Source organism: Pseudomonas sp. 2995-1 (assembly GCF_002742505.1).
Lineage (GTDB): Bacteria > Pseudomonadota > Gammaproteobacteria > Pseudomonadales > Pseudomonadaceae > Aquipseudomonas > Aquipseudomonas sivasensis.
Genome location: NZ_LJSA01000322.1, coordinates 13,729 through 38,187 on the forward strand (window position 1 = coordinate 13,729; position 24,459 = coordinate 38,187).

At 61.2% G+C, this 24,459-nt stretch carries 20 protein-coding genes; 4 read left to right on the forward strand and 16 right to left on the reverse strand.

The window, feature by feature from the left end; translation table 11 throughout:
* Positions 1-5: 5 nt before the first annotated feature.
* The 10 genes from AOA61_RS08225 to AOA61_RS08270 all read right to left on the reverse strand — a co-directional run bounded on the left by AOA61_RS08225 (position 6) and on the right by AOA61_RS08270 (position 13,614).
* Positions 6-1,334, reverse strand: coding sequence for a beta-galactosidase (locus AOA61_RS08225; RefSeq protein WP_099601518.1), 1,329 nt, complete (start codon positions 1,332-1,334; stop codon positions 6-8).
* A complete protein-coding gene (locus tag AOA61_RS08230) occupies positions 1,324-2,514 on the reverse strand; it encodes a glycosyltransferase (RefSeq protein WP_099601519.1) in 1,191 nt (396 codons plus the stop codon). Before AOA61_RS08230 ends, AOA61_RS08225 begins: the two co-directional genes overlap by 11 nt.
* Positions 2,514-4,505: an exopolysaccharide transport family protein gene (locus AOA61_RS08235; RefSeq protein WP_032888220.1), complete on the reverse strand. Its 1,992-nt coding sequence runs from the start codon at positions 4,503-4,505 to the stop codon at positions 2,514-2,516. The genes AOA61_RS08230 and AOA61_RS08235 overlap by 1 nt, the downstream gene beginning before the upstream one ends.
* 14 nt (positions 4,506-4,519) lie before the next feature.
* The gene (locus tag AOA61_RS08240; protein ID WP_032888222.1) at positions 4,520-5,296 is read right to left on the reverse strand and encodes a polysaccharide biosynthesis/export family protein; all 777 of its coding nucleotides are present in this window, start codon (positions 5,294-5,296) and stop codon (positions 4,520-4,522) included.
* A 29-nt stretch (positions 5,297-5,325) separates the two neighbouring features.
* Positions 5,326-6,237 carry a glycosyltransferase family 2 protein gene (locus AOA61_RS08245; RefSeq protein WP_032888224.1) on the reverse strand — a complete coding sequence of 304 codons (912 nt, stop codon included), beginning with the start codon at positions 6,235-6,237 and terminating at the stop codon, positions 5,326-5,328.
* 1 nt (position 6,238) lies between these two features.
* Positions 6,239-7,699 (reverse strand): mannose-1-phosphate guanylyltransferase/mannose-6-phosphate isomerase, encoded by a 1,461-nt coding sequence (locus AOA61_RS08250; RefSeq protein ID WP_099601520.1) that lies wholly within the window; start codon positions 7,697-7,699, stop codon positions 6,239-6,241.
* A complete protein-coding gene (locus tag AOA61_RS08255) occupies positions 7,699-9,138 on the reverse strand; it encodes an undecaprenyl-phosphate glucose phosphotransferase (RefSeq protein ID WP_095186468.1) in 1,440 nt (479 codons plus the stop codon). Before AOA61_RS08255 ends, AOA61_RS08250 begins: the two co-directional genes overlap by 1 nt.
* 431 nt (positions 9,139-9,569) lie before the next feature.
* Complete coding sequence (locus AOA61_RS08260) at positions 9,570-12,056, reverse strand: TonB-dependent receptor (protein ID WP_099601521.1); 2,487 nt, start codon at positions 12,054-12,056, stop codon at positions 9,570-9,572.
* A gap of 105 nt (positions 12,057-12,161) precedes the next feature.
* Positions 12,162-13,112 carry a FecR domain-containing protein gene (locus AOA61_RS08265; RefSeq protein WP_099601522.1) on the reverse strand — a complete coding sequence of 317 codons (951 nt, stop codon included), beginning with the start codon at positions 13,110-13,112 and terminating at the stop codon, positions 12,162-12,164.
* Positions 13,099-13,614, reverse strand: a complete 516-nt coding sequence (locus AOA61_RS08270; RefSeq protein WP_099601523.1) for a sigma-70 family RNA polymerase sigma factor — start codon at positions 13,612-13,614, stop codon at positions 13,099-13,101. The genes AOA61_RS08265 and AOA61_RS08270 overlap by 14 nt, the downstream gene beginning before the upstream one ends.
* A 158-nt stretch (positions 13,615-13,772) precedes the next feature.
* Here AOA61_RS08270 and AOA61_RS08275 point away from each other — a divergent pair, with 158 nt between their 5' ends.
* A complete protein-coding gene (locus tag AOA61_RS08275; protein ID WP_032888237.1) occupies positions 13,773-14,402 on the forward strand; it encodes a LysE family translocator in 630 nt (209 codons plus the stop codon).
* Positions 14,403-14,453: 51 nt separating this feature from the next.
* Here the strand turns inward: AOA61_RS08275 and inhA are convergent, their stop codons facing one another.
* On the reverse strand, positions 14,454-15,134 hold the full coding sequence (gene inhA, locus AOA61_RS08280; protein WP_099601524.1) for an isonitrile hydratase: 681 nt from the start codon (positions 15,132-15,134) through the stop codon (positions 14,454-14,456).
* Between the two features lie 90 nt (positions 15,135-15,224).
* Between inhA and AOA61_RS08285 the strand changes: the two genes are divergently transcribed.
* Positions 15,225-16,193, forward strand: coding sequence for a GlxA family transcriptional regulator (locus AOA61_RS08285; RefSeq protein WP_099601525.1), 969 nt, complete (start codon positions 15,225-15,227; stop codon positions 16,191-16,193).
* Positions 16,194-16,341: 148 nt separating this feature from the next.
* On the opposite strand, the gene AOA61_RS08290 is transcribed toward AOA61_RS08285, so the two are convergent.
* The 4 genes from AOA61_RS08290 to AOA61_RS32165 form a co-directional block, all read right to left on the reverse strand.
* Positions 16,342-17,247, reverse strand: a complete 906-nt coding sequence (locus tag AOA61_RS08290) for an alpha/beta fold hydrolase (protein WP_099601526.1) — start codon at positions 17,245-17,247, stop codon at positions 16,342-16,344.
* A 271-nt stretch (positions 17,248-17,518) separates the two neighbouring features.
* On the reverse strand, positions 17,519-19,360 hold the full coding sequence (locus AOA61_RS08295; RefSeq protein ID WP_099601527.1) for a glycoside hydrolase family 15 protein: 1,842 nt from the start codon (positions 19,358-19,360) through the stop codon (positions 17,519-17,521).
* The gene (locus AOA61_RS08300; protein WP_032888248.1) at positions 19,353-20,153 is read right to left on the reverse strand and encodes a glucose 1-dehydrogenase; all 801 of its coding nucleotides are present in this window, start codon (positions 20,151-20,153) and stop codon (positions 19,353-19,355) included. The genes AOA61_RS08295 and AOA61_RS08300 overlap by 8 nt, the downstream gene beginning before the upstream one ends.
* Positions 20,154-20,926: 773 nt before the next feature.
* A complete protein-coding gene (locus AOA61_RS32165; protein ID WP_099601528.1) occupies positions 20,927-21,139 on the reverse strand; it encodes a hypothetical protein in 213 nt (70 codons plus the stop codon).
* Positions 21,140-21,162: 23 nt separating this feature from the next.
* On the opposite strand from AOA61_RS32165, the gene AOA61_RS32170 reads away from it, so the two are divergent.
* Positions 21,163-21,714, forward strand: coding sequence for a hypothetical protein (locus AOA61_RS32170; protein ID WP_241150133.1), 552 nt, complete (start codon positions 21,163-21,165; stop codon positions 21,712-21,714).
* Between the two features lie 605 nt (positions 21,715-22,319).
* Positions 22,320-23,237: a type III secretion protein gene (locus AOA61_RS31530; RefSeq protein WP_178075190.1), complete on the forward strand. Its 918-nt coding sequence runs from the start codon at positions 22,320-22,322 to the stop codon at positions 23,235-23,237.
* A 4-nt stretch (positions 23,238-23,241) separates the two neighbouring features.
* Here AOA61_RS31530 and AOA61_RS08325 read toward each other — a convergent pair whose 3' ends face one another.
* Positions 23,242-24,393: an MFS transporter gene (locus AOA61_RS08325; RefSeq protein ID WP_032886723.1), complete on the reverse strand. Its 1,152-nt coding sequence runs from the start codon at positions 24,391-24,393 to the stop codon at positions 23,242-23,244.
* Positions 24,394-24,459: the final 66 nt, after the last annotated feature.

The window sequence follows — 24,459 nt, forward strand, 5'->3', positions numbered from 1 at the left end:
AGGCCTCACTCCCATAACAGTATTTGCAGGTTTGGCTTGACCGTGATGGTCAGTCCGTTGGTGCCGCTCACCGGGGTTTGCGTGCCGCGCAGCGGGTCATACAGGGTCGCGCTGGCCAATCCTGGCAAGTGAGCGTCACCGCCTTGTGCCGACCAAAAAAACCATAACTTGCGACCATCTGTGCGGGTCCAGCCGATGCTGAACAGGCCATCGGGCAATTGGTCGGCGGTGGGTGGGTCGCCGGGGATTAGCTTCGGCCCGCTGACGTCGAGAAAGTTTTTCAGCGCGGTGTAGACCGGCTTGGGGTTAGTGTCGATGTCCAGCAAACCGTAGGACTGGTCACGCACGCTGGCGCGCTGGTCCAGATCGCTCAAGGTAAACAGGAAAATCTTGTCGTAATCCATCGCGCTCATCAGCGCCAGGCGGCGTACTACGTAATCGGCCTGGGCCTGTGGGGTGATGATGTCCTGGGCATCTTTGGGGCCGGTGTAGGTCGACCAACCCCATTCGGTGCTCCACAGGGTCTGCACACCGCCTGTGCGCAAGGCTTGGTTGAGTGCGGTGGTCTTGGCGATAAAGTCCAGGTTGGCGGGGTCGTTGCCTTCGGGCAATTGGGTGTAGGGGTGGTAGGAGATGACGGTATTCAGGCTGGCCACGCCGAGTGCGCCGAGGGCATCGAACATGGTCTGGCCGTTAGGCATCTCGCTGAAGAACGCCATACCGGCTGCGACCACCGGTTTGCTCGGGCTCATCGCTCGCAGCGCGGCGGCTGAGGTGGTCAGCAGCGTGGCGTAGCCGGCCGGATTGGCCACCGGACGCCAGAAGCCCAGCAGGTTAGGTTCATTCCACACTTGCCAGGCGTCCACGCTGGGGTAGCGCTGGGCGAGCAACGCCATGCGGTTGGCGAACACGTTCGGGTCCTTCGGCGGGTACTGGTCCTGAAAGGGCGCACCCGCCGGTGCAGTGGTGGCAAACGGCGCCGAGCCGACCAGGTAAAACACCGACTTGAGCTGGTTGTCCTGCAGCTTGCCCACCAGTTGGTCCAGGGTTGCCACTTGGTACTGGCCCTCTACGGGTTCCAACTGATCCCAATGCAGGTCCAGGCGCACCCACTCCAAACCCAGCGCCTTGAGACGGTCGATCTGCTTCTGATAACGCTCGGGGCTGAACCATAGGAATTGCGCGTTCACCCCCAGGAAATCCTTCCATACCACCTCTTTGTTGCCCTTGAGCACATGGCTTTCTGCATCCGCCTGGCGCCCCCAAAAAAACGCAGTCAGGCCCAAGGCAGCGACCACGGCCAGGGTGGCGAAGTAGGTGCGTTTACGCGCCATGGCGGGCTCCTGAAATGGCGTCGCCAAACAGTGCGGCGAACTTCTGCGCGGTTAACGGCCACAAGCGCTCACGGCCGATTTCGCCGGCGCGTTCGGCCCAGTCCCGGGCCAACAGCGGTGTGCGCGCCAGGCGCAGCAGTTGCTCGCTGAGCGCGGCCACGTCGCCTTCGGGGTAGATGGCGCCGTTGCCGCTGGCGACTTCTTCGGCAAACGCCCGGGCATCCGAGGTAATCGCTCCGCGCCCGCATGCCGCCGCCCAGGACAACGCGCCGCTGGTGCCGCGCTGGCGCCCGAGCAGGCCGAGTTTTTTCGATTCACGGTACGGCAGCACCATCACATGGTGCGCCTGAATGGTCTGGGCGATGTCGTTGGCCGGCAAGTTCAACCGCCAATCGATAGCGTCCGTCAGGCCGAGGTCGGCGATTTGGCTATTCAACTGCTCCAGGTAATTGCTGCCTGCGCCAAACGCCATTTCGGCGGCTGTGCCTCCGGCCAGGGTCAGGCGCACACGGTCTCGCAATTCAGGGGCTTGTTCGAACACGGCGGCCAGGGCCTGCAGCAGGTCCTCGATGCCTTTGCCCCGGTAGATAAAACCGAAGTACAGCAGGTGCAGCGTGTCCAACGGCGGCAGCGGCACGGGTGGGATGGCCAGGTTGGCGTGGTTGATCACCGCGACTTTGCCCGCCGGCAGTTGCATGCGCTGGCTCAGGCATTGGGCGCCCAGGCGAGTGAGGGTGATCAGCCGCGTCAGGCCTTTAGCGACCTGACGCTCTTCACGCAGGGTCAGTGGGTCGGCCAGCACGACCGCCGCCTGGGGCAGCGGGCTCGGCAAGCGGTCCAGCAGGTTCAACGGAAATGGCAACTGCTCGCGCCGCCACACGATCCGTTCCGGGTCATGCACGGTGGCGGTCAAGGGCAATGCCGGGTAGGTCTTGCGCAGTTCACGCAGGGCCAGAAACTCCCCCAGCCGCCCGCCGCCCAGTTCGGCGTGGACCAGGTCCACACTCTGCCAGTCGAATGCAGCGATAGCCTGCTTGATGGCCTCGCTGTTGCTCGCCACACCGGTCAACGGCGTCAGCACCGTTACGCCCAGGTGTTCCAATGCCGTGCGGAAATGGTTCGCGTAGTCGGCGATCCCGTTTTTTTCCGGCGGCAATGGGGCGAGCAGGGCGATGCGCATCAGAACGCTCCCCGGTACTTGGCGATGAATTTAAGCACCTTGGCCGGCACTTCGAACTTACGCCGGTTGATGATGATGCCGTCCACCTTGCCGAATGCCGTGTTGAGGATCGACAGCGCGTGCTCGACCACGGGCACCGTGCTGGTATTCGCTTCCACCACCAGGGCGATCAGGTCGGCGCGGCGCAGGTTGATAAACGCATCGCGGTTATCCAGCAGCGCCGACGCGTCCAGCAGCACCACTTCGCCCGGCTTGGCAGGTTCAGCCCCGCCGACCCGCACGTTGATGCCGTTTTCCTGGAGCAACTGACGCAGGTGTTCCACCACAAAGGTCACCCCCTCGCCATGGCGCGCCGAGGTCAGCCCCAGCGTCATGCCTTGCTCGGCAATCCGCTCCAACTGCAGCAAACCGTACAAGCGGTAGATGCTTGCATTGAACGCGTTGGTGCCTTGGGCGGTGCTGGTGTCCAACTCCGGCAGGGTCGTCCACAGTGGCAGGCCGAACTTGCGTTCCACCAAACCACCGTCGTGGATGCGCTGGTCGAGCAGGTAGCAAAGGTAGATCACAAGCAGGCCGACGACGATCGCAAACGGAATCGCCAACAGCAGCATCACCAGGGTTTTCGGGAAGATGCGGCCGGGGTTCAGGGTGGCTTCTTCGATCACCGCGATGTTGCTGATCTGGCTGTTATCCAGCTCACGGTCGATACGCGATTTTTCCAGGTTGTCCACGTACAACGCGTAGTTGCGTTCGGCGGTGCTCAGCTCGCGGCCCAGGCGGGTCAACTCCGGTTCGATCTCCAGGGCTTGCTTGCGTTGAGCTTCAAGGTTGACCAATTGCTTTTGCTGCTGGACCAGTTGAGTGCGCAGCGCCAGGTTGTTGCTCGTTTCATCCAGCAGCACGCGCTGCAAGTGGATTTCCAGCGTGTTGGGCGCACGGTTTTCCGAGCTCTGCACGGTGTTGCTTTCGCTGGAGACGTGGGCCTGCATCGCGCGGATCGACGCATCCAGGGCTTTGACCGGCGGCGCGTTATCCGTGTAGGTGCGCATCATGTCAGCCTTTTCCAGCAGCTTCTGGTTGAGCAGGCGACGCAAGTCCTGCTGCTGTGGGTTCAGTGCGATCTGGCGAACCGTGGTCACTTCCTTGGGTTGGGTCTTGAGCTGCGTGCGAGTGCTCGCGATGGCGCTGTCGGAGGAGGCGATCAGGCGCGTGGTGTTGAACGTCTCGCCGCGCAATACGTTGATGCGCTCGGACAAGTCTTCCAGGCGATCAGTGATGCTGGCCGCACCGATCTCATTCAGGTGTGTGAGGATCTGCTCCTTGTAGCCCTTGATCTCCGTGGCGCTGGTGGACACCTGACCTTCATAGAACACATACAAACTCTTGCGTCCCAGAGCCTGGGTACGTTCGTTGATGTAGGTCTCGACCCAATCCTTGACCACCGCCTGGGCGATTTGCGGATCACCCCAGGTGAAGCTGATGTCCATCACCGTGGAACCGGCGGCGTGGCTCACTTCAAAGCTCTTTTCCAGGTTGGCGGCAAGGCGTTCCACCGGCGTGGTTTTTTCGATCACACCGACGCTTTCCAGCACCACGCGAATACCGTCGAACACCGCGCCGACGCCCTCCTTGACGGCGTGCTTGGTGCGCTTCCAGAAACCCTCCGGCGGCGGCGCATTGTTGATGACTTCCAGGTAGTGCTCGGCCACTGCACGCACGATAGGGCGCCCGGTCAGCAGGCGTTCTTCGTCGACAATCGGGTCGCGCTGGGTGCTGGGCATCACCAGCGCCTGACGATTACTGATCTCGATGGGCAGGGTCGAATCGCGGCCTGGTTTCACCAGCAGTCGAGCGGTGGATTCGTACTTGGCCGGCAGCAGGAACGCCCCCAGCAGTATGATCACCAACGCGGCAATGGCGGCCAGTTTGAACTCGCGCCGGAAGATGAAGAACAGGCGCAGCAGATCACGAAAAGAACGGATCTCGATCATAGGATGTCGCTCCTTTAGTTATTGCCGCCGCTGGTGCGTGTGTAGTTGTAGCCAACCCCAATGGACTTGGTGAACGGGATCAGTTGGTTCATGTAGGTATCCACTCCCTGGATGCGCTCGCCCACGTTGGATTTGGGCACGAACACCACATCGCCGCGTTGCAGGTGCACCGGTTTGCGCCCGTTGGGGCCGGTCTTGAGCAGTTGGCTGAAGTCCAGGAAATAGGCGCGATAGGCGCCCTGGGCATCTTCGCGCAGCAGCGCAACCATGCTGGCATTGCCCGCCGGGCTCACCCCGCCGGCGCCGATAATCGCCTGTTCCAGCGTGTTGGCCGTGGCGATCTGCACCGCCGTCGGGTTATTCACCGCGCCGCCGACAATGACCGAGCTGCCCGGTGCCTGATTGATGTTCACCGTCACACGCGGCTCGCGGTATGTCTGCGCGAGCTTGCCGGTCAGCTCTGTCGCCAGCTCCGAAGGCTGGCGCCCCGCAACCTGGATTGGCCCCAGGAACGGGTAGTTGATCTTGCCGTCGGTCTGCACGGTGTACAGCGTCAACTCGTAGATCGTGCTGACGTTGAACGCCGACAGCGTCGGCATCTCGCCGGCATCACGCACGATGCGCAACTGGTCGCCGATGCGGATGCGTTCCACCGCCGGTGGCAACTGGGCCAGTTGGTCGAGGGCGCGCTTGCCGTCCTCGACGGTCTGGCTGTCGGGCGGCACGATGCGCGCCGGTGTATTACAGGCGGCCAGAGCCATCATGGCCACGACGAGCAGGGTTCGTTTCATCAAGGGGGACTTCCTGTGGGTCATGATGCTCACCTCCAATAACCGGGAAACATGCTGATGCGCCGCTTGAGGGCGAGAGGCAGACGACGCTCAAGATGGCCCAGGCGGTAACCGAGCAATTTGAACGCGCTGCGCACCAGCACCTCCGGCACGCGGTGCAAGGCGCCGGCTTTGCGCAAGGCCGCGAGTTCAGCCATTACATAGCGTTTGCCTTCGCCACCCGCGTCGCCAAAGGCCTGCTTGATCCACGGCTCGCGGCCGTAGAACACGCCGATATCGAAGTAGCGGTGAAACTCGTCCATGAGTTTGTAATCGTGTGAGTGATGCACCAGCGCCGTGGCGGCGTAGCGCACCTTATAGCCGTCGAGAAGCATGCGCGCGGCGACGTAGGCGTCTTCGCTGCCGATCACGTCGGCGGGGAAGCCACCCACCGCGTGCAGTGCACTGCGTCGGTACACGGAGAATGAGTCGGAGCTGAAGCAGGTCTTGATCCCAAGCGTGGGCGCGTCGGCCAGGCTTTTGCTGCGGCTGTGCTCCGGGTAGTTGAAGTGTCGCGATTGCGCGCCCAGTACACCCGCGTCAGGGTGGGGGAGTTGGCGCCCATAGGCGACGCCATTGAGCGGATCCTCCTGCAACTCGGCGAGCAGGTTGGCGAACGTCTCGGGCGTGGCGGGAATAGCGTCCTGGGTCATCACGAACAACGCGTCGCCGCCAACTTGCTCGCTGGCCCAACGGCGGGTGCCGCCGTGGTTGAAGTCACGGGCGTCGATCACTTCGACCCGTGCTCCGAACTCTCGAAAACGCGCCACGGTGTCATCGCTGGAGGCGCTGTCCACCACCAGCATTTCGTCCGGTTGCAGGGTTTGCATCTTCAGCGCCGGCAGCAGGCGTGCCAGGTGGCTGGATGCGTTACGGGTCGGGATGATCAAGGAGGTGCGCATGTCATTTTTTCACGTCGGCAGGCGCACGGCCGTAGATGTCGTCGAAGCGCACGATGTCGTCTTCACCCAGGTACTCGCCGCTCTGCACCTCGATCATCACCAGGTCGATGATGCCTGGGTTGGTCAGCCGGTGTTTGTGCCCGGCCGGAATGTAGGTGGACTCGTTGGCGTTGATCAGGAACTCCCGCTCGCCGTTGGTGATCTGCGCCGCGCCGCTGACCACCACCCAGTGCTCGCTGCGGTGGTGGTGCATCTGCAGCGACAACGACGCCTGGGGCTTGACCACGATGCGCTTGATCTTGAAGCGGCTGCTTTCCTCCAACACGGTGTAGGTGCCCCACGGCCGGGTGACGGTGCGGTGCAGGCTGTACGCCGGATGGTTCTGGCGCTTGAGCTCGGCGACGATGTAGCGCACGTCCTGGCTGCGGTGGGCGTCGGCGATCAGCAAGGCGTCGGGGGTGTCGACAATGATCAGGTCGCGCACGCCCACGGCGCCCAATACGCGCTTGGGTGAGTCGATGTAGCAGTTGTGTACGTCATGCAAAATTGCTTCGCCATTGACCTGGTTGCCCTGGGCGTCGCTGGGGGTGAGCTGGCGCAGGGCTTCCCACGAGCCGATATCGCTCCAGCCAATGTCACAGGGCACCACGGCCACTTGGTTGGACTTTTCCATCAGTGCCACATCGATGGAAACATCCGGCGCAGTGGCGAAGGCGTCGGCGTCCAATTCACGCTGGCGCGAGGTTTTGTTTTGCAGGCTCTGGCTGCGCTCCAGCGCGGCGCGTGCGGCGTCCAGCACGTCCGGGGCATGGGTGGCCAGTTCATCTACCAGGGTGCTGGCCTTAAAGCAGAACATGCCGGCATTCCACAGGTGCTTGCCGCCGTCGAGGTAGCCTTGGGCGGTGGCCAGGTCGGGTTTCTCGACGAAGCGTTTTACGCGGTTACCGTGGCTCAGTTTTTCGCCCTGTTCGATGTAGCCGAAGCCGGTTTCTGCATGGTCGGGCTGGATGCCGAAGGTCACCAGGTAGCCGGCTTCGGCCAGGTCGCGGGCCTGAGTCACGGCCTCGGCGAACGCGGCTTCATTGAGGATCAAATGGTCGGCGGGCATCACCAGCAACTGCGCGTCGCCGCCGAAATGTTCCTGCACATGCAACGCTGCCACGGCGATGGCCGCCGCTGTGTTGCGGCCGAACGGTTCCAGCAACAGGTCCAGGGGCAGGTGGGCGTTGTTGACCGGTCGGTAGTCATCCAGGGTGCGGAACAGCAGGTCGCGATTGGTCACCGTCAGCACGCTTTCCACCCCAGGCAATTTGGCTGCGCGCTGAAAGGTTTTTTGCAGCAGGCTCTGGCCGTCACGCATGCGCATGAAGGGCTTGGGCATGTTCTGTCGCGACACCGGCCACAGCCGTGTGCCCGAACCACCGGAAACGATGCAGGGAATTAATCCGTTGAGGGTATTCATCAATAGACTTCCTTGGTGGAAAGGACGGCGGGGACCGTCATGAAGACGATGTACAGGTCAAACCACACCGACCATTTGGAGATGTATTCCAGGTCGTATTCGACGCGTTTCTGGATCTTGAACAGCGTGTCGGTTTCACCCCGGTAGCCATTGATCTGCGCCCAGCCGGTGATGCCTGGCTTCACGCGGTGGCGCGAGCTGTACTCGCTCACCGCCACTTCGAACGGGACACCTGCGGCCTTGGTCGCCGTGGCGTGCGGGCGCGGGCCGACCATCGACATGTTGCCCAGCAGCACGTTGAACAACTGCGGCAGCTCGTCGATGCTGGTCTTACGGATGATGCGGCCCACCCGAGTGATGCGTGGGTCCTGGCGAGTGGTCTGGCGTTCGGCGGTGAAGTCGCTCTGGTCGGTGTACATCGAGCGGAACTTGAAGACGCGGATTTCGTTGTCGTTGTAGCCGTAACGGTTCTGGCGGAACAGTACCGGGCCCTTGGAATCGAGTTTGATCGCAATCGCCGTGACCACCATCACCGGCGACAGACACACCAGCGCCAGGCTGGCGAGGAAGCAATCCTCCAAGCGCTTAATCACCGGCGACCAGCCGCGCAACGGCAGTTGCGAGGTGTTGAACATCAGGATGCCGCCGACGTCGGTGATTTTGCTGTGGCCGTAGCGCAAGGCGGCCATGTCGGGCACCAGCATCACGTTCACCGACAGCTGCCGCAGGCGATTGACCAGCCCATGAATGCGCTGCTCGGCGGCCCAAGGCAGGCAGATCATCACCTGGTTGACCTGCTCGGCGCGGATCAGTTTTTCCAGGTCACGGGTGTTTCCCAGCAAGGGCAGGCGGCTCAATTCCTTGGGGATGCGTTCGGTGCGGTCGTCGATAAAACCGATCAGCCCGGAACGGATATCGCCGTTGCGTTGCAGGTGGTCGGCCACATGCACGGCGGTGTCGGTAAAGCCCAGGATCACCGTGCGTTGAAGGTATTTGCCCTTGCGCATCAGGTGGCGGTACAGGCGCAGCATCAGCAGGCGTTCCAGGCAGAACAAGCAGAGGCTGGCGACGTACCACGCCACCAGATTGCGCGGGGTCAATAGCGGGAAAAACTGCAGGATCTGGTACATGAACAGCAGGATGCAAAACGCCGCCGACCAGGCTTTGATCTTGGTTTTCAGACGCAACCGGTTGCTGAATAACTCTTCGGAATAGATGCCCAGGGCCTGGAACAGAATGATCGTCAGGACCGCGAAAAATACCAATAGGCCGAGGAAATGACCGCGTAGCTCTGGGTCCATCGGGTCGATGAAAATCACCAGGACCAACGGGGGCAAAATGGCGCTCAGGCCATGTATGAATTTGACGAAAACAACAAAGAACTCAACAAAACCGGCACGCGTTAAAAACAGACTGTCGACGGACGACTTTTCTCGCATAAAACATCCCTCATTGCACTCCAGTCGCGCTTGTTCGATTGTTTGTTCAATAAAGCAACGGGTTGCTTTAAAGGCACTTCGAACTACGGCTACGCTGGGTAATACGCAACTATCCATTCAAAAAAATAAATCCATTTGAATGCTTTTCGCGGGGGTAGTGACTTAAGGAGTGTTTCCTTCATAGTGCTAGTCAACGGATTGACGATGTTGCGGGGCATGCAGGATAGACGGGTTAATCAGTCTTTTTATCGGCATTTTATTGACATTCCTTGTCCGAACACTCGGTGATGGGGTGTGTTTTTGAGTGTAGGAATAAATGTGAGATTTTTCCTGCTTAACGGGAAAACCTTTTTATGACCGAGGTAGGAAAGGGGGACAAAGAGGGCGTGGCAAGGCGCACTAAGTGCCTTGCCACTGGGGCTTTCGCGGGATTAGAAGTTGCCTTTCAAACTCACCGAAAAATTACGCGGTTCGCCATAAAAGTTTCCCCAAGAGGCGGTACCCACGGTGTTGTAGTAGGTTTTATCAAACAGATTGTTGCCGTTGAGCGCTACGGTCCAGGTGTCATCCACGCGGTAGGCCAGGCGCGCATTCCAAGTGGCGTAACCGGGCTGTTCGAGCTTGATGGTCTGCACACGATAGTTGCTGCTCTGGGCGTTGACCCCAGTGCCGACGCTCCATTTCGATAGCGCGCCGTCGAGTTGGTAATCGCCCCACAAACGCAGCATGTGGCGGGGCACGTAGGTGTTGGAAACGCCACCTTCCTTCGCGACTTCGATGCTGCTCAGGGACTTGGTCTGGGTGTAGGTATAGCCGCCGAACAGCTGTAGGCGTTCCAGCACTTCACCACTGATTTCGGCCTCTATGCCCTGGGCGCGCACCTTGCCTTTGTCGGTGTAGCAATAGCCATCGGCGGAGGTCGCGCATTGGGTGGTGTAGTCGGATTCGGCGCCGTTTTTCTCAAGGGCGCGGAACAGCGCCAGGGAGCTGTTGAGGCGTCCGTCGAACCATTCGCCCTTGATGCCCAACTCGTAGTTGTCGCCGATCTTCGGCTTGAGCGCAGCGCCGTCGACGGTAGCGTAGGAACTCTGCGGCTGGAAGATATCCGCATAGCTGGCGTACACCGACAGGTGCTCATTGAGGTCGTAGATCAGCGCGGCAAACGGTGTGACTTCGCCGGTTTCCCGAGTGCGTGCATCCTGCGAAGCCCATTCGCCCCAGGCCAGGTTGTAGGATTGGCGACGGTTCTCGTACCAACTGACGCGGCTGCCGACGATTAACATCAGCGGCTCGGCCAGGCGCAGGCGCAATGTGGCATAGGTGCCGTATTGGGTAGCGGTCTCCTTGACCGTGCCGCCACGGTACATGTTCGGCCAGAAGGTGCTGTCGGCCGGTTCCGGGAAGTGACGATTAGGTTGGTAGATGCTCTGGCGCAAGGCCAGGCTCTGGATCGCGTAGACATCGTCCTGAGTGCCACGGCTGCCGTTGGCGCCGAGGATCAACTCATGTTCCAGGCCGAAGGCTTCGAACGTGCCATCGACGTAGGCGTCGAGGCCGAAGTCCTTGTGGTTGTAGTCCATCAATGCGGCATAGGAACCGGCCGTGGGTGCCGGATCACCGTAGGCGATCGTGCCTTCGCTGGCAGCGTACTTGGTGTCTTGCAGATTGCGGCTGTGCACCGCCGACACCTTGAGTTTCCAGTCATCGTTCAATTGATGGGTCAAGTCGGCAAAGAACGTGGTACGCCGGCTTTGCCAGTTGTTCCAGGACTGGCCCAGACAAGTGGAGCGGCTGAGGTTGGCGCTTTTGCCATCGGCGTAGCGGGGCAGGCCGCCCCAGCACGGTGTGGCGTCGACGTCTTCGTAACTGGCGCCGACGCCCAGGGTGGTTTCGGGGCTGAGGTCGATGTCCAGCGCGCCGTAGAACGCTTGGTCCTGGCGCTTCTGGATGTCCATGTAAGAGCCGCGCTCCTGCTGGCTGATCGCTGCGCGGCCGCGAATAGTACCGCTGTCATTCAACGGGCCGCCGGTGTCGACGTCGGCGCGGTAGTTGTCCCAGGTGCCGGCGGACAACGACAGGCTGCTGGTGGGATTGGCCTGGGGTCGCTTGCGCACGAAGTTCACCGCGCCGCTGGCGGTGCCGGCGCCCTTGAGCATCCCGGCCGCACCCTTGAGCACTTCCACTCGGTCGTAGATCGCCATGTTGGCGCTGAAACTGTCGGCTTGTACGTAGTCTTTGCCCATGTCCAACGGCACGCCGTCGTACTGGTACTGGCCGAGCATCTTGAAGCCACGGGAATAGAAGTACTTGCCGCCCATGGGCGACTCGTAGGTGGTGATCCCCGGCGTGCGTTCCATCACATCGTCGATGGTGGTGAGGTTCTGGTCATCCATGAGTTGGCGGGTCAGCACACTGACCGATTGCGGCGTTTCCCTCAGGCTGTGTTCGCCTTTGCCAATGGTCACTGCGCCGGTGGTGTACGAACCGGTGCCGTCGGTGATGACGCCCAAGCGCTCGCCGGTGACCATCGTGGCGCCCAGGTTCAGAGCGCCGGTTTCGGCCACTTCGGGCAGCAGCAACCACGTGTTGTTGCCCTGGCGCTGGGCTTCCAGGCCTTGGCCTCGCAACAACTGGCCGAGGGCCTGTTGCGGGTCGAAGCGGCCGTTGAGGCCTGGGCTGGCCTTGCCGGCGACGCTGGTGGCGTCATACGACAGGCTGATACTGGCCTGACGGGCGAACTGGTCCAGCGCATCGGCCAGGGAGCCGGCGGCGATATGCCAGTCGCGGGCCTGGATGTCACTGGCTGGGGTTTGAGCCATCACGGCCAATGGCACTGCCGCGCCACTCAGGCAGGCGCCGAGCAAAGCGGCCTGCGCTGCGCGCTTGAGGGGGGAACGTTGGAAGGGTAACGCTTGCATGACCGCGGGATGCTCCTGAAGGAAGTGAACAGAACCGGCCTGTTGATCGGCCTTTCCTAATAGGTCGAGCGGTAATGCGAATTCACCTCATTTATTTTTGAAGGGTTATACGCGGGGTGAAACAGTCACCCAATAACGGCTGCGGTAGGTGACGTCGACCTTGAGTGAATGCGCCACCAGGCTGAGCACTTGATCGGTATCGTCCAACTGATAGGTGCCCGACACGCGCATCCCGGCGACCGCTTCGCTGCACCGCAGCAGGCCGTTTCGATAGCGCCCCAGCTCGGCGAGGAAGTCATCCAGGCGCATGTTGTGGGCGCTGATCACGCCATCGCTCCAGGCCCAAGGGTCGAGTCCATTGGCGAGGGGAGGGCGGATGCCATTGCGGTCGAACAGCACCTGTTCGCCCGGCTTTATCAACTGCTGTGCGTGGGTGTCGTGACGGTCGGCAAACAGCGCCACGCTGCCCTGTTGCACGGCGAGCAATGTGCCTTGGGCGTCTTCGCGCACCAGGAAGCGGGTGCCAATGGCGCGCAAGTAACCGTCGCGGGTCTGCACCCAGAAAGGTCGGCTGTCGACGCCGGTATTGACCAGGATTTCACCCTGGCGCAGGTGCACCAGGCGCCGCTCTTGATTGAACGCCGTATCGAAAGCGCTGGCGCTGTTGAGCTGGATGTTGCTGCCATCGTTCAGCGCCACCCAGCGTCGTTCGCCGGTGACGGTACGGTAATCGGCCATCAGGGCCGGCAGCGGCGTGTAGTCGCGGCCAAGCCAGGTCAAACCGGCTGCGCCGGCCATCAGCCCGAGCAGTTTCAAGCCATCACGACGGCTGATGCGTTGGCGCGCACCCCGCAGGGCATGGCGCCCCACCTGGGCCGGTAGTTGGCTGAAGTCGTCATTCATCGTCGCCACCCGCTGCCACACTTGCTGGTGTTCGGCGCTGGTGTGCAGCCAGCGGTCAAATGCTGCGGTGCTGGCGTCGTCGGCTGTGTTGAAGCGCAGCGTGATCATCCACTGGATGGCCTGGTCTACGAGGCGCGGGTCATAGCTCGGCATAACGCAACCGATAACAGGCGTGCAGCGCCTTGGACAGGTCGCGCTCCACGGTCGCTTTGGACACGCCCAGACGCAGGGCGATCTGGGCGCAGGTCAGGCCATCAAGTTGGGCTAACAGGAACGCTTCGCGCACGCGCGGCTTGAGTTGGTCGAGCAGGCGGTCGATACGTTCGAGGCTGTCGAGGATCAGCCGCCGGGTTTCCTCCGACGGCACTTCAGCCTGCGGAAAATGCGCGAGGCTTTCGAGGTAGGCACGCTCCAGTTCACGGCGCCGGTACTGGTCGATCATCAGGCTGCGCGCGATGCTGCTCAGGTACGCGCGCGGCTGCTGCACCGTCTGCTGCTTGCGCGCATTGAGCAGGCGCACGAAGGTTTCCTGGGCCAGGTCGGCGGCATGCTCACGGCAACCGGTGCGCCGACTCAACCAGGCGCGCAACCACGAATGATGGGCATGGTACAGCTGGCCGATGGCGGCATGGTCCAGTGGGTGATCGCTCGACATGGGCATCCTGGCGCAGCAGTCTTAATTGATAATGTTTCGCATTCTAGACGTTGGTCGTGGCGTTGAGCAATCACTGGCAAGCAATGTATCCAGCACAATTTTTTGTTTGCCCAAAGCGCGCCGATTAGTCTGCGGGCTTTCCTGGTGGAGGGCTGAGCATGATCGACGTGGCGACCCTGGCGATATTTTCCGGTGCCGTGGTGCTGTTGTTGCTATCACCGGGGCCGAACATGGCTTTTGTCATCAGCCATGGCGTGACCCACGGCTGGCGCGGAGCAATGGCGTCGGCGTTGGGCATCTGTGTGGCGGACCTGCTGCTGACGGTATTGACTGCCAGCGGGGTGACGGCGCTGGTTGCCAGTTGGCCGCCATCCTTTGATGTGATCCGCTATGCGGGAGTGATCTACCTGCTGTGGCTGGTGTTCAAGACCTTGCAGAAAAGCCCTGGCCTGGACATGGCTCACATCAACCGCGTGGCCTTGGGCCAAGTCTGTTGGCAGGCGATGCTCAACAGCTTGCTCAACCCTAAGGCGTTGCTGTTTTTTCTGGTATTCCTGCCGCAGTTCGTAAGGCCCGAGGCCGGGCCCATTGCCATGCAGCTGATGGTGCTCGGCGGGGTGCTGACCGTGATTGCCGGTGTATTTCACGTACTGCTGGGGTGTTTTGGCGGGGCGCTCAGCCGGTTCTTTGCCAGGCGTTCAAACAGCGCCTGGCTGCAGAAGTGGGGCCTGGCGACGGTACTGATGCTGCTGGCGGTGCGCCTGGCGGTGATGTCTCGTCCCAACTGATCTTGGGCGGCGGGGAGCCCGCCAGGCAAGAGCTAGCGGCGCGCGTCCATGTCAGCCCAACCGCGCCGCCGCCCGTGCGGTGATCTCACCGCGCACCCTGCGCGATTCCAGCGTGCGCTTCTTCGCCTCTTCCAGCACATGCGCAGGCGCCGTCTGCGGGCTGCCCGAATCGAACGGCGGTGCGGGTGCATATTCGATCTGCAACTGCACCAGTTGCGCCGCCGCTTCGCTGTATAACTCGGCCGCCAGCACCAGCGCGAAGTCGATCCCCGCAGTGATTCCACCCCCGGTAAACAGGTTGCCGTCACGCACTACGCGCTCCTGCACCGGGATAGCACCGAGGGGGGCGAGCATGTCGTGGTAGGCCCAGTGGGTGGTGGCCTTGCGGCCGCGCAGCAGACCCGCCGCGCCGAGTACCAGCGAGCCGGTGCACACCGAGGTCACATAGCGTGCGGTCTGAGCCTGGGTCTTGAGGAAATCCAGGGTGGCCGGGTCTTCCATCAGCGCACCCACGCCGGAACCGCCGGGCACGCAGAGCACATCCAGGTTGGGGCAGTCGGCGTAGGTGGTGGTCGGTGTAAACACCAACCCAGTGCTGGAGGTGACCGGCGCAAGGTCTTTCCACACCAGGTGCAATTTCACGTCCGGCAGCGAACCCATCACGTCATAGGGGCCGGTCAGGTCCAGTTGCTGGATGCCGGGAAACAACACAAAGCCGATCTGCAAGGTCATCAGGGATGCTCCGATAAAGAGGTGGACGGCTTCACTCTAGAGGCCTAGGCTTTGGCGAATACGCCATTGAACCCACGAATTACGCCAATCATGCCCAGAATTGTCCACGTCCTCGCTTTCGATAACGCCCAAGTGCTTGACGTGACCGGGCCGTTGCAGGTGTTCGCTTCCGCCAATGACTTGGCCCGCCAGCGCGGCCTGCCGCTGCCTTATGCGGTCTCGGTGATCGCTGCTCAAAGCGCGCCGGTGATGACCTCTGCCGGGCTGGCCCTGGTAGCCGAACCGCTGCCCGCCGTCGATGCGCCTTGCGATACCTTGGTAATCGCTGGCGGCTGGGGCGTTTATGGCGCCTCCGAAGACTTGGCGCTGGTGGACTGGGTTCGGGAAAAGGCCCGGCATACCCGACGCATGACCTCGGTGTGCACGGGCGCATTTTTGCTGGCCGCCAGCGGCATGCTCGATGGCTGTCGCGTGGCGACTCACTGGACGCGCTGCGAGGAATTGGCGCGCCGGTTTCCTTCGCTGACGGTGGAGTCCAATCCGATCTTCATCCAGCAGGGCGCCGTGTGGACGTCGGCCGGCGTCACCGCCGGCATCGACCTGTGCCTGGCCTTGGTGGAAGAAGATCTCGGCGGCGCGGTAGCGCTGGAAGTGGCGCGGCACCTGGTGGTGTTTCTCAAGCGCCCCGGCGGCCAATCGCAGTTCAGCGTGACCCTGTCCCTGCAAAAGGGCGACAGCCGCTTCGCAGAACTCCACGCCTGGATGGCCGAAAACCTCACTCTGGAATTGAACATCCCGACCCTGGCCGCCCAGGCCGGCATGAGCGAGCGCAGCTTTGTGCGCCACTACCGCGCCGAAACCGGGCAAACCCCAGCGCGCGCCGTCGAGCTGATCCGCGTCGAAACCGCCCGCCGGCAATTGGCAGAGAGCAATGCGTCAATCAAACGTATTGCCGTGCAGTGCGGTTTTGGCAGTGAAGAAACCCTGCGCCGCAGCTTTTTGCGGGCCTTGTCGGTCACGCCCCAGGCCTACCGCGAACGCTTTTGCGCACTGGCCTGAACGAAAAGTACACCGTTGAACCAAGGTGCTATGTTGGCCTCCCACCCACAGCGGGCGGGGGGGTTATCGAAGCCTACGGCGGCACCCTCCGAGCTGAGAGCGAGGAGGGGCAGGGCAGCGTGTTCAGCTTCAGGATTGCCGCAGTGCCTTAAGCCCTATCGAGTAGCTCGATGATCGCTGACAGGGTCACCTGCGGTGCTTCCTGGGGAATATTGTGGCCCACGCCGGGCAACACCTGGCGTCGGTAAAAACCGCTGAAGTGCTCCACGTCATCGTCCTCTTCCGGCGGTGGGCCTACGCCGTCATCGGCACCGCACAACGAGATGCTCGGCACCGAGATCGCCGGTTGCATCGCCAACGCCTGCTCGATGGCTTCCAGCGCCGGATCGCCGGGCGCATACATGAAACGGTGGCGGTAAGAGTGAATCACCACCTCGACAAAGTCCGGGTTATCGAAGGACGGCGCCGTCTGCCCATACAGGTCCGGCCCCTCGGCCCATGACGGCGACCACAGCGCCCATAGCAATTGGCAGAGCTCGCGACGGTTGGCGGTCAACCCGTCCACACCGCGCTGGGTGTGAAAGTAATACTGGTACCACAACCGATGCTCCGTCACCGGCGCCCGAGGCTTGAGCGACTTGGCGATGTTCTGGATGTTGTAGCCATCCCCGGTCACCAGCCCGCGCACCCGCTGCGGCCACAGCGCGGCGACGATACACGCGGCGCGCCCACCCCAGTCATAACCCGCCAGCGTGGCTTGCGCGATACCCAGCGTATCCATGAACTCCAGCAGATCCTTGGCTAACGCGGCCTGTTGCCCGGAACGCATTACCTGCGCATTGATAAAACGCGTGGGGCCATAACCGCGCAGGTACGGCACCAACACCCGGCAGCCGCGCCCGGCGAGCACCGGAGCAATGGCGTCGTAAGCGCGCGGGTCGTAAGGGAAACCATGCAGCAGGATCACCGGCTCACCGTCGGCAGGGCCGTGGGCTTCATAGGCGATGTCGAGCATGGAGGTTTGCGCGTGGAGCAATGGGGCGGTCAGGGTCATGGTTGGGCTCCGTGGTTGGCCAGCGTTAGCACATTTGAAGGGACGCAAGGCCCTTGTGGTGAGCGGGCTTGCTCCGTGCTGGGCTGCGACGCGGCCCCAAAATCAGGCGTCGCGTTCTGTCAGGCAGAATGCGGCGTTTTGATTGGGCCGGTTTCGCCACCCAGCGCGGGGCAAGCCTGTTCGCCACAGCAGTATGTGTCAGCCTTTGCGTTTTTGTAGAGCACAGGCCGCTATTTGGACCGCAGTGAGTCAGTGCCTTACCGGTCACCTCTCAAGGTTGCCATACCGTTTTCTCCCCACTCAATTTACGGTCCAGGAATGTCGCCGCGCTGATCAGGGCCAAATGGCTCAACGCTTGGGGCGTATTGCCCAGATGCCGCGCCTGGCTGTCGAACTCTTCGGCATACAACCCCAGTGGGTTGGCGTAGCGCAGCAATTGTTCGAATTCCAGGTGGGCCTTTTCCACCTGGCCGGCGCGGGCCAGGCATTCGACGTACCAGAACGAGCAAGCGGTGAATGCGCCTTCGGTGCCTTGCAGGCCGTCGATCTGGCTGTCGTCGTTGCGATAGCGGTAGACCATGCCGTCGCGCACTAGGCTTTTCTGGATTGCTTCCAGGGTGCTCAACCAGCGCGGGTCGGTGGCAGCGACGAAGCGCACCAGCGGCATCAGCAGCATCGAGCCATCCAGTGCCGTGCTGCCGATGTGCTGTACAAAATGCCCGCGTTCTTCGTTCCAGAAGTTGCTCCAGATGTCGGCGTAGATCGCCTGGCGCGTCTGGTCCCAGCGTGCGAACGGCGCCGGCAGCGAGCGTTTGGAGGCCAGGCGGATCGCACGGTCCAGGGCCACCCAGCACATCAATCGCGAATGCAGAAAGTGGTGCTGCTCACCGCGCATTTCCCAGATGCCCACATCTTTCTGGTTCCAGATTTCGCAGACCTGATCGGCGACTTCCACGGTGTGTTTCCAACCCTCGTGGGAGATGGCTTCGCCGTACTTGTTGACCAAGTACACCGCGTCCATCAACTCGCCATAAATATCCAGCTGGATCTGGTCGACGGCCTCATTGCCGATGCGCACCGGCCGGGCGCCACCGTGTCCGCTGAAGTGGTCCAGCTCGGTTTCTGGCAGCTCCTGACGACCGTCGATGCCGTAGAGGATGTTGATTTTGGTCGGCTTGCCGCAGCAGTCGCTGACGCGTCCTTTGAGCCAACGCATGTAAGCATTGGCTTCGTCGATGAAGCCCAAGCGCATAAAGGCATAGACGGTAAACGAGGCGTCACGGATCCAAGTGTAACGGTAGTCCCAGTTGCGCTCGCCGCCGGGTGCTTCCGGCAGCCCGAAGGTGGCGGCGGCGATAATTGCGCCGTGTTTGCGCGAGGTCAACAGCTTCAGCGCCAGGGCCGAGCGGTTGACCATTTCGCGCCAGCGCCCACGGTAGTTCGATTGGGCGATCCAGCCACGCCAGAACTTCAACGTGTGGGCCAGCGCCAAGTCGGTACAGCTGCTGTCGACGCGTTCATCGTTTTGGCCGCCGAGGACAAATTCGGCGCCTTCTTCCTGAGTCAGGGTAAAGCTCGCCACGGCAGTGTTGTCTTCGAGTTGCAGTGGATGGCTGCTGGACAAACGCAGGCCAGGCTGGCCGTCGGCGCTGAAGCACACGGTGCCGTTATCGAGGGAGGCGGCGGTTGGCTTGCGTGCGTAGTCATGGCGCACGGCGCAGCGCAGGTGAATGTTGGCTTGGCCGCTGACCACGCGTACCCGGCGGATCAAGAGTGGCAGGTCATCGGCTTCTTCGCTGATGGTCAGCAGGTCCGTGATTTCCACCACGGCTTCATCGCTGAGCCAGCGGGTTTGCAGCACGTTGGTGTCGGGCAGGTAGATCTGCTCGCGGCGGGCGTTGGGCAAATCCGGGGCGAGTTGGAAGATACCGGCATCGGGGGTGTCGAGCAGCGAGCAAAAGATCGAGGGGCTGTCGAATTCCGGCCAGCAGAAAAAATCGATGCTGCCTTTATCGTTAACCAGCGCCGCGCTGCGCATGTCGCCGATGATGCCGTGGGCGTGAATGGCGCTCTGTGGTTCGTTTTTCAAATCAACCTTTTTCAAATCAACCATTGTCACGAAACTCCGGATATAGGCTCATGCCGCCGTCAATGAACAAGGTACTGCCGACCACATAGTCGGAGGCATCGCTGGCCAGCCAGACCACGGCGTTGGCGACGTCTTCCACATCGCCGACCCGGCCATACGGGATCAACTTGAGCAGTTCTTTTTCCGCCGCGCCTTCGGTGGCTGCGCGGTTGATCGCCGTCCGAATCGCCCCTGGCGCAATCCCATTGATGCGGATGCGCTGCTCGCTGACCTCTTGGGCAAGGCTGCGCATCAGCATTTCCACGCCGCCTTTGGACGCGGCGTAATTCACATGCCCGGCCCAAGGGATCAGTTGGTGCACCGAACTCATATGGATGATTTTGCCCGCCGCCCGGGACACACCTTCACGGATGCCCTGGCGGTTGAAGATACGCAGGGCAGCGCGGGCACAGAGGAACTGGCCGGTGAGGTTGACGCCGATCACGCTGTTCCAATCGTCGAGGGTCATGTCGACCACGGCAGCGTCCTTCTGCATGCCGGAGTTGGCCACCAGGATATCCAGGTGGCCAAACGCATCGAGGGTCTGGGCAAACAGCCGTTCTACATCGGCCTCTTTGGACACGTCGGCGCCAATGGCAATCGCCCTCCCGCCGTCGGCGTTGATCTGCGCCGCCAGCGCTTCGGCGGGGGCGGCCTGGCGGTTGTAGTTCAGCACCACGGCAGCCCCGGCCTGAGCCAGAGCCTTGGCCGCACCAGCACCGATTCCAGAACTGGCGCCCGTCACCAGTGCTACTTGTTGCTCTAACGAGATGTGCATTGCCCACCCAGCCTATTAATTCATGAGTTCAATTAGCTGACTGATGGCGCGCAACGGAAGTTCATCCGTGTGGTAGCTGGGAGAAATTGAGCCGACTCACACTGGTTGTTGTGCGGGTGCTTATATCCACGTATCCGTATCAAACCGCGCGCAATCGAGCGCAAGCGTTTCGACGTGTGGCGCACTGAGAACTCAGAACACCACTATGAGTTCGACCAGCAGCACTACACCCGCTCCAGCGACAACACTGCGGGGTTGTACCTGGGCTAGCCGTGTACGTTCTTTTTACAGGCCAGCGTCGGGTTCTAACCCGTATCGTTTGGGAAAAGTCGCAGCTCAGCGAGGGGCTTTGATTTTTTTGGCTATTTCTTACATCCATGCAGCGCATATTGCGGCTGACACAGGAACCGGTACCGACGAAAGCACCACGCATGGGAAAGCTGATGGGCTTCGACGTTACGTTGGAGCGACAAGCTGAAGATCGCGCCCACCGCAATGGAGAAAACTTATGTCGGTATCGATGTCCGATACACACGCTGCTGCTTCATCAACCTCTGCTCGTTCGCAGGACAATGTTGCGCCTCAAGGCAACGCCGAACGGCAGGTGCCCGCCCCGAACGGCAACGCGGCTGCGAACGTCAGGTTCCTGTCGCCGGAGAGCCAGGGCGGGCCGGTATTCGGCGATCGCCAGTCGTTGCCGGCCCGTCAGAACCCTTTTGAACGTATGGAACCTTCTTACAGCGCGCCGGCCACGTCGAATTTCGTGACCTCTTTCAAACACTGGGTAGGCCATTGTTTTTCCGGCTATCGACCACCCTTTCCCGGTTGCAGCAATCCACCACCGAGGCCAAACCCTGGTTGCAGTAATCCGCCACCGAGGCCAAATCCAGGCTGTAGTAACCCGCCGCCGAGGCCAAATCCTGGCTGTAGCAATCCACCCCCACGACCCAACCCCACCCCCTGCAGACCCTATCCGATGCCTCCATGCAGGCCTGATCCGCAGTACTCGTTGAAAAACAACGAACAGTTGGCGCAGCAGTTGAGCGACAACTTCAACGCCTTCAGGGACCGCAATAACCCTGGGTATATAAGCGTTGATAGTATCCATGCGATGGCCAAAAAAGGCTGGTCTCCCGATCCCGTCACGAACGCGAACATTCGCCTGGCCAACGAGTTGCTACGTCGTCCAGAACTGATGAGCGCCCTTGACCGGAATACCTCCACCGGTGCGTTGGATGGCCTGATCAATCGGCAAAATGTGAATGCTGTAATCAAGGGAGAAAATTACTTCAAATACAAGAGCGACAAGGAGTTGGCCGGGGAAATGCTTAAGCACTTCAACGAGTTGAAAAGTAATCCCAGGGCCGGGGAACTGAGCTTCCATGACCTCAGGCGGTTGGCGTCACAGTCTCAGACGGGCGATTCTTCCAAGGATCACCTTGTCCAGCTTGCCCAGGAAATTCTCAGACGCAGTGACGTGTTGAAGAAAATGGACAATCTCGCGGGCCGTGATAACGACGGTCGCATCAGCTGGCAAGCGCTCTACCAGCTTTCCCGTTAACCGAAACTCAGACGCCGTTATTGAATGACGGCGTCTGCTTCAATTGTGTCAGGAACTGTTTACGCCGATTTACCACATAGGTCATATGCACCGTCTTTCAAATTCCAAGTGGAGGGCTAGCAAATGACGTCAACCTCGTTTCACTCATCTCAACCCAGCTGTCATGAGTTGTTTCGTGATCCCCATGATGGCGACTCAACTCTGTCCAAAGGCGACATAGCGACGCAAGAGTCCCTGGCCCTGCAGACTGCGCATGCTGTCGAAGCCAGGCGCATGAGGACATTCGCAGGTCAGCACAAATTCCAGGCGCCCGTAGAGGAAGATTTTTGCAGGGGACTGCTCAAGTCCAACCACGCCTCTAGTGATAACGCCAAGCCACTTAAACACTCCAGGCTGATGAATTACCTGACAGCCTGGTGGAGTCGGTAAAGGCGCGCTCGTGGTTTTTTACATGCTGTCATTGGAATTCATTGGTCGTAAGGAACTGTCGTATTCGTCCAGCCACACATGAGGTGCTTGCCTGAGTGGAATCCATTCAATGATTTCGGCCGCCAAGGGGGCGATCACCGTACAGGCAGGGATCGGAAAAAAGTTGGAGAAAACCCATGAAAATCGAGGGTGTACTACCTCATGGTGGGCCTCTGGCACTGGACGGGATGGTTTCGAGACCCACAGCGCCAGCGTCGCAAACCCACGCTGAAACCTGGAATGACGCTCGCCCAGCGCACCCGGAAAACGCGTCGCGCGGGCGATTGCCGTTGCGCGGTACATTGTCGGTGCTGCATCACCGAGCGCTGCAGAACCTGTCAGTGACGCGCGCCAATCTTTCGCCTCCCGGGGTGGCGTCCACGGACAGCCAATTAGCAACGGCCCTGGAGAAAGATTTTGGCAGGCTGCACCCATTCCTGAACGAAGGACGTTTGACCTGGTCGTCATTGCGGCGCGTTGCCGCTGAACGTACGGGTCAACACGAGGAGTTGGACCGAACGATTCAGGTGGTCAGTGAAATTCTGAAGCGACCGCGATTGAATGACGCGATCTTGAGCCGCGATGGTGATATTACTCGTGACAGTCTCAGGGCCGCCGCCCAAACATTGCAGGGCAATAGTTCTCCGAGCGTGTTCAGCCAGGATCCGTTCCATGCCCAGAGTAACACCCAGGTGGTGCAGGCCCTGCAGGGCCACTTCGAGCAACTGAGAGACAAATCCCAGGACCGGACGTTTCTGTTTGAGCAGCACCAGTACGTCGAAATCGCCACACTCAAAGCGGTCATGCAGGACCCGTATGCTGTTGACCCGCAGGGTATCCCAGTGCTGGAGCCGTCCACCGGCATGCCCAGGCCCAAGTACAGCGAGCTTTGCGTCTACACCGCAAAGAACATTCTGGAGCGGCCAGGGTTACTGCCTTCACTGGAGCGCGCGAACGGAACGCGACTATTTGGGCCTCCTCAAAAGGAAGGCTGGCTCAGCAACAAAAGTCTCGATCGTTGGCTGGAACAAGACGAAGCTCGCAAGGCGCGCTGATGGTTTACACCTTGAGAATTTTGCCGCTGAGGGACACACCCGCAAGCAACAATGCGATCAGCACGAAGGCGCTGCTCAGGCTGCTGCCATGCGCGATGAAACCGATCACGGCGGGACCGGCAAGAATCCCGGCATACCCCAGGGTAGTGATGGCGGGCACGGCGATGTGCTCTGGCATCACTGTCTGTTTACCGACGGCGGTATACAGCACCGGTACGATATTCGAACACCCGGCGCCTACCAATGCGTAGCCCAGCAGAGCGGTTTCCCAGGCAGGAAGCAGCGTCGCCAGCAACATGCCGGCGGTGGCCAGTGCGCCCCCGATCACGATCACCCGCGTAGCGCCCAGGCGCCGTACGATGGCATCACCCGTCAAACGGCCGGCGGTCATGGTCAGGGCGAACGCTGCGTAACCCAGGCCAGCGTAGGCTTCGTCAAGTCCGCGTTCGGCACTGAGGAACACCGCACTCCAGTCAAGCACGGCGCCTTCGGCCAAAAACACGATAAAGCACAGACAGCCGATAAACAGCACCACGCCGTGGGGAACAGCAAATGCCGGGCCCGAACTTTCACTGCCGTAGGGCAGCAAATGCGGCCCGGCCTTGAGCAGCGCCACCGCCATGATGACGATCACCACCAGGGTCGCTTGGAGAGGCGACAGCCCCAGTCCCAATAACCCGGCAACCCCCGCCGCGCCGACAATACCTCCCAGGCTGAACAAACCATGGAAGCCCGACATCATTGTTTTGCCACTGGCCCGCTCAACAATCACGGCTTGCAGGTTCACCGTGGAGTCCACAGTGCCCAAGCCCGCGCCAAACAGGAACAATGCGGCGATCAGTAACGGTATCGAGCTGACCGTGGCCAGCATGGGCAGGGCCAGGCAGATCATGATCGTGCCGGCGCTCAGCACGCGTCGGCAACCATAGCGCGATGCCAATGCGCCGGCGGCCGGCATGGCGATGATAGACCCCACCCCCAGGCACAACAGCAGCAGGCCCAAGGTGCCCTCACTCAGTTCTGCACGAGCCTTGGCGTACGGCACCAGCGGCGCCCACGCAGCAATGCCGAAGCCGGCGATAAAAAATGCAATACGTGTCGACATCTGCTCCAACCGCCCGGGGATCACGGGCGCGGAGGTGGGAATGGCAGTCATGAAAAATCCTTGGTTTTGCGTTCAACGAACGGTGTCCGACGCGACATCCTTGCACATCGGGCCTTG

What these genes read in the sequence shown, in the direction of transcription:
- AOA61_RS08225 (WP_099601518.1), bottom strand. Translation starts at nt 1,334, where the DNA reads ATGGCGCGTAAACGCACCTACTTCGCCACCCTGGCCGTGGTCGCTGCC.
- AOA61_RS08230 (WP_099601519.1), bottom strand. Translation starts at nt 2,514, where the DNA reads ATGCGCATCGCCCTGCTCGCCCCATTGCCGCCGGAAAAAAACGGGATC.
- AOA61_RS08235 (WP_032888220.1), bottom strand. Translation starts at nt 4,505, where the DNA reads ATGATCGAGATCCGTTCTTTTCGTGATCTGCTGCGCCTGTTCTTCATC.
- AOA61_RS08240 (WP_032888222.1), bottom strand. Translation starts at nt 5,296, where the DNA reads ATGAAACGAACCCTGCTCGTCGTGGCCATGATGGCTCTGGCCGCCTGT.
- AOA61_RS08245 (WP_032888224.1), bottom strand. Translation starts at nt 6,237, where the DNA reads ATGCGCACCTCCTTGATCATCCCGACCCGTAACGCATCCAGCCACCTG.
- AOA61_RS08250 (WP_099601520.1), bottom strand. Translation starts at nt 7,699, where the DNA reads ATGAATACCCTCAACGGATTAATTCCCTGCATCGTTTCCGGTGGTTCG.
- AOA61_RS08255 (WP_095186468.1), bottom strand. Translation starts at nt 9,138, where the DNA reads ATGCGAGAAAAGTCGTCCGTCGACAGTCTGTTTTTAACGCGTGCCGGT.
- AOA61_RS08260 (WP_099601521.1), bottom strand. Translation starts at nt 12,056, where the DNA reads ATGCAAGCGTTACCCTTCCAACGTTCCCCCCTCAAGCGCGCAGCGCAG.
- AOA61_RS08265 (WP_099601522.1), bottom strand. Translation starts at nt 13,112, where the DNA reads ATGCCGAGCTATGACCCGCGCCTCGTAGACCAGGCCATCCAGTGGATG.
- AOA61_RS08270 (WP_099601523.1), bottom strand. Translation starts at nt 13,614, where the DNA reads ATGTCGAGCGATCACCCACTGGACCATGCCGCCATCGGCCAGCTGTAC.
- AOA61_RS08275 (WP_032888237.1), top strand. Translation starts at nt 13,773, where the DNA reads ATGATCGACGTGGCGACCCTGGCGATATTTTCCGGTGCCGTGGTGCTG.
- inhA (WP_099601524.1), bottom strand. Translation starts at nt 15,134, where the DNA reads ATGACCTTGCAGATCGGCTTTGTGTTGTTTCCCGGCATCCAGCAACTG.
- AOA61_RS08285 (WP_099601525.1), top strand. Translation starts at nt 15,225, where the DNA reads ATGCCCAGAATTGTCCACGTCCTCGCTTTCGATAACGCCCAAGTGCTT.
- AOA61_RS08290 (WP_099601526.1), bottom strand. Translation starts at nt 17,247, where the DNA reads ATGACCCTGACCGCCCCATTGCTCCACGCGCAAACCTCCATGCTCGAC.
- AOA61_RS08295 (WP_099601527.1), bottom strand. Translation starts at nt 19,360, where the DNA reads ATGGTTGATTTGAAAAAGGTTGATTTGAAAAACGAACCACAGAGCGCC.
- AOA61_RS08300 (WP_032888248.1), bottom strand. Translation starts at nt 20,153, where the DNA reads ATGCACATCTCGTTAGAGCAACAAGTAGCACTGGTGACGGGCGCCAGT.
- AOA61_RS32165 (WP_099601528.1), bottom strand. Translation starts at nt 21,139, where the DNA reads ATGGAGGCATCGGATAGGGTCTGCAGGGGGTGGGGTTGGGTCGTGGGG.
- AOA61_RS31530 (WP_178075190.1), top strand. Translation starts at nt 22,320, where the DNA reads ATGAAAATCGAGGGTGTACTACCTCATGGTGGGCCTCTGGCACTGGAC.
- AOA61_RS08325 (WP_032886723.1), bottom strand. Translation starts at nt 24,393, where the DNA reads ATGACTGCCATTCCCACCTCCGCGCCCGTGATCCCCGGGCGGTTGGAG.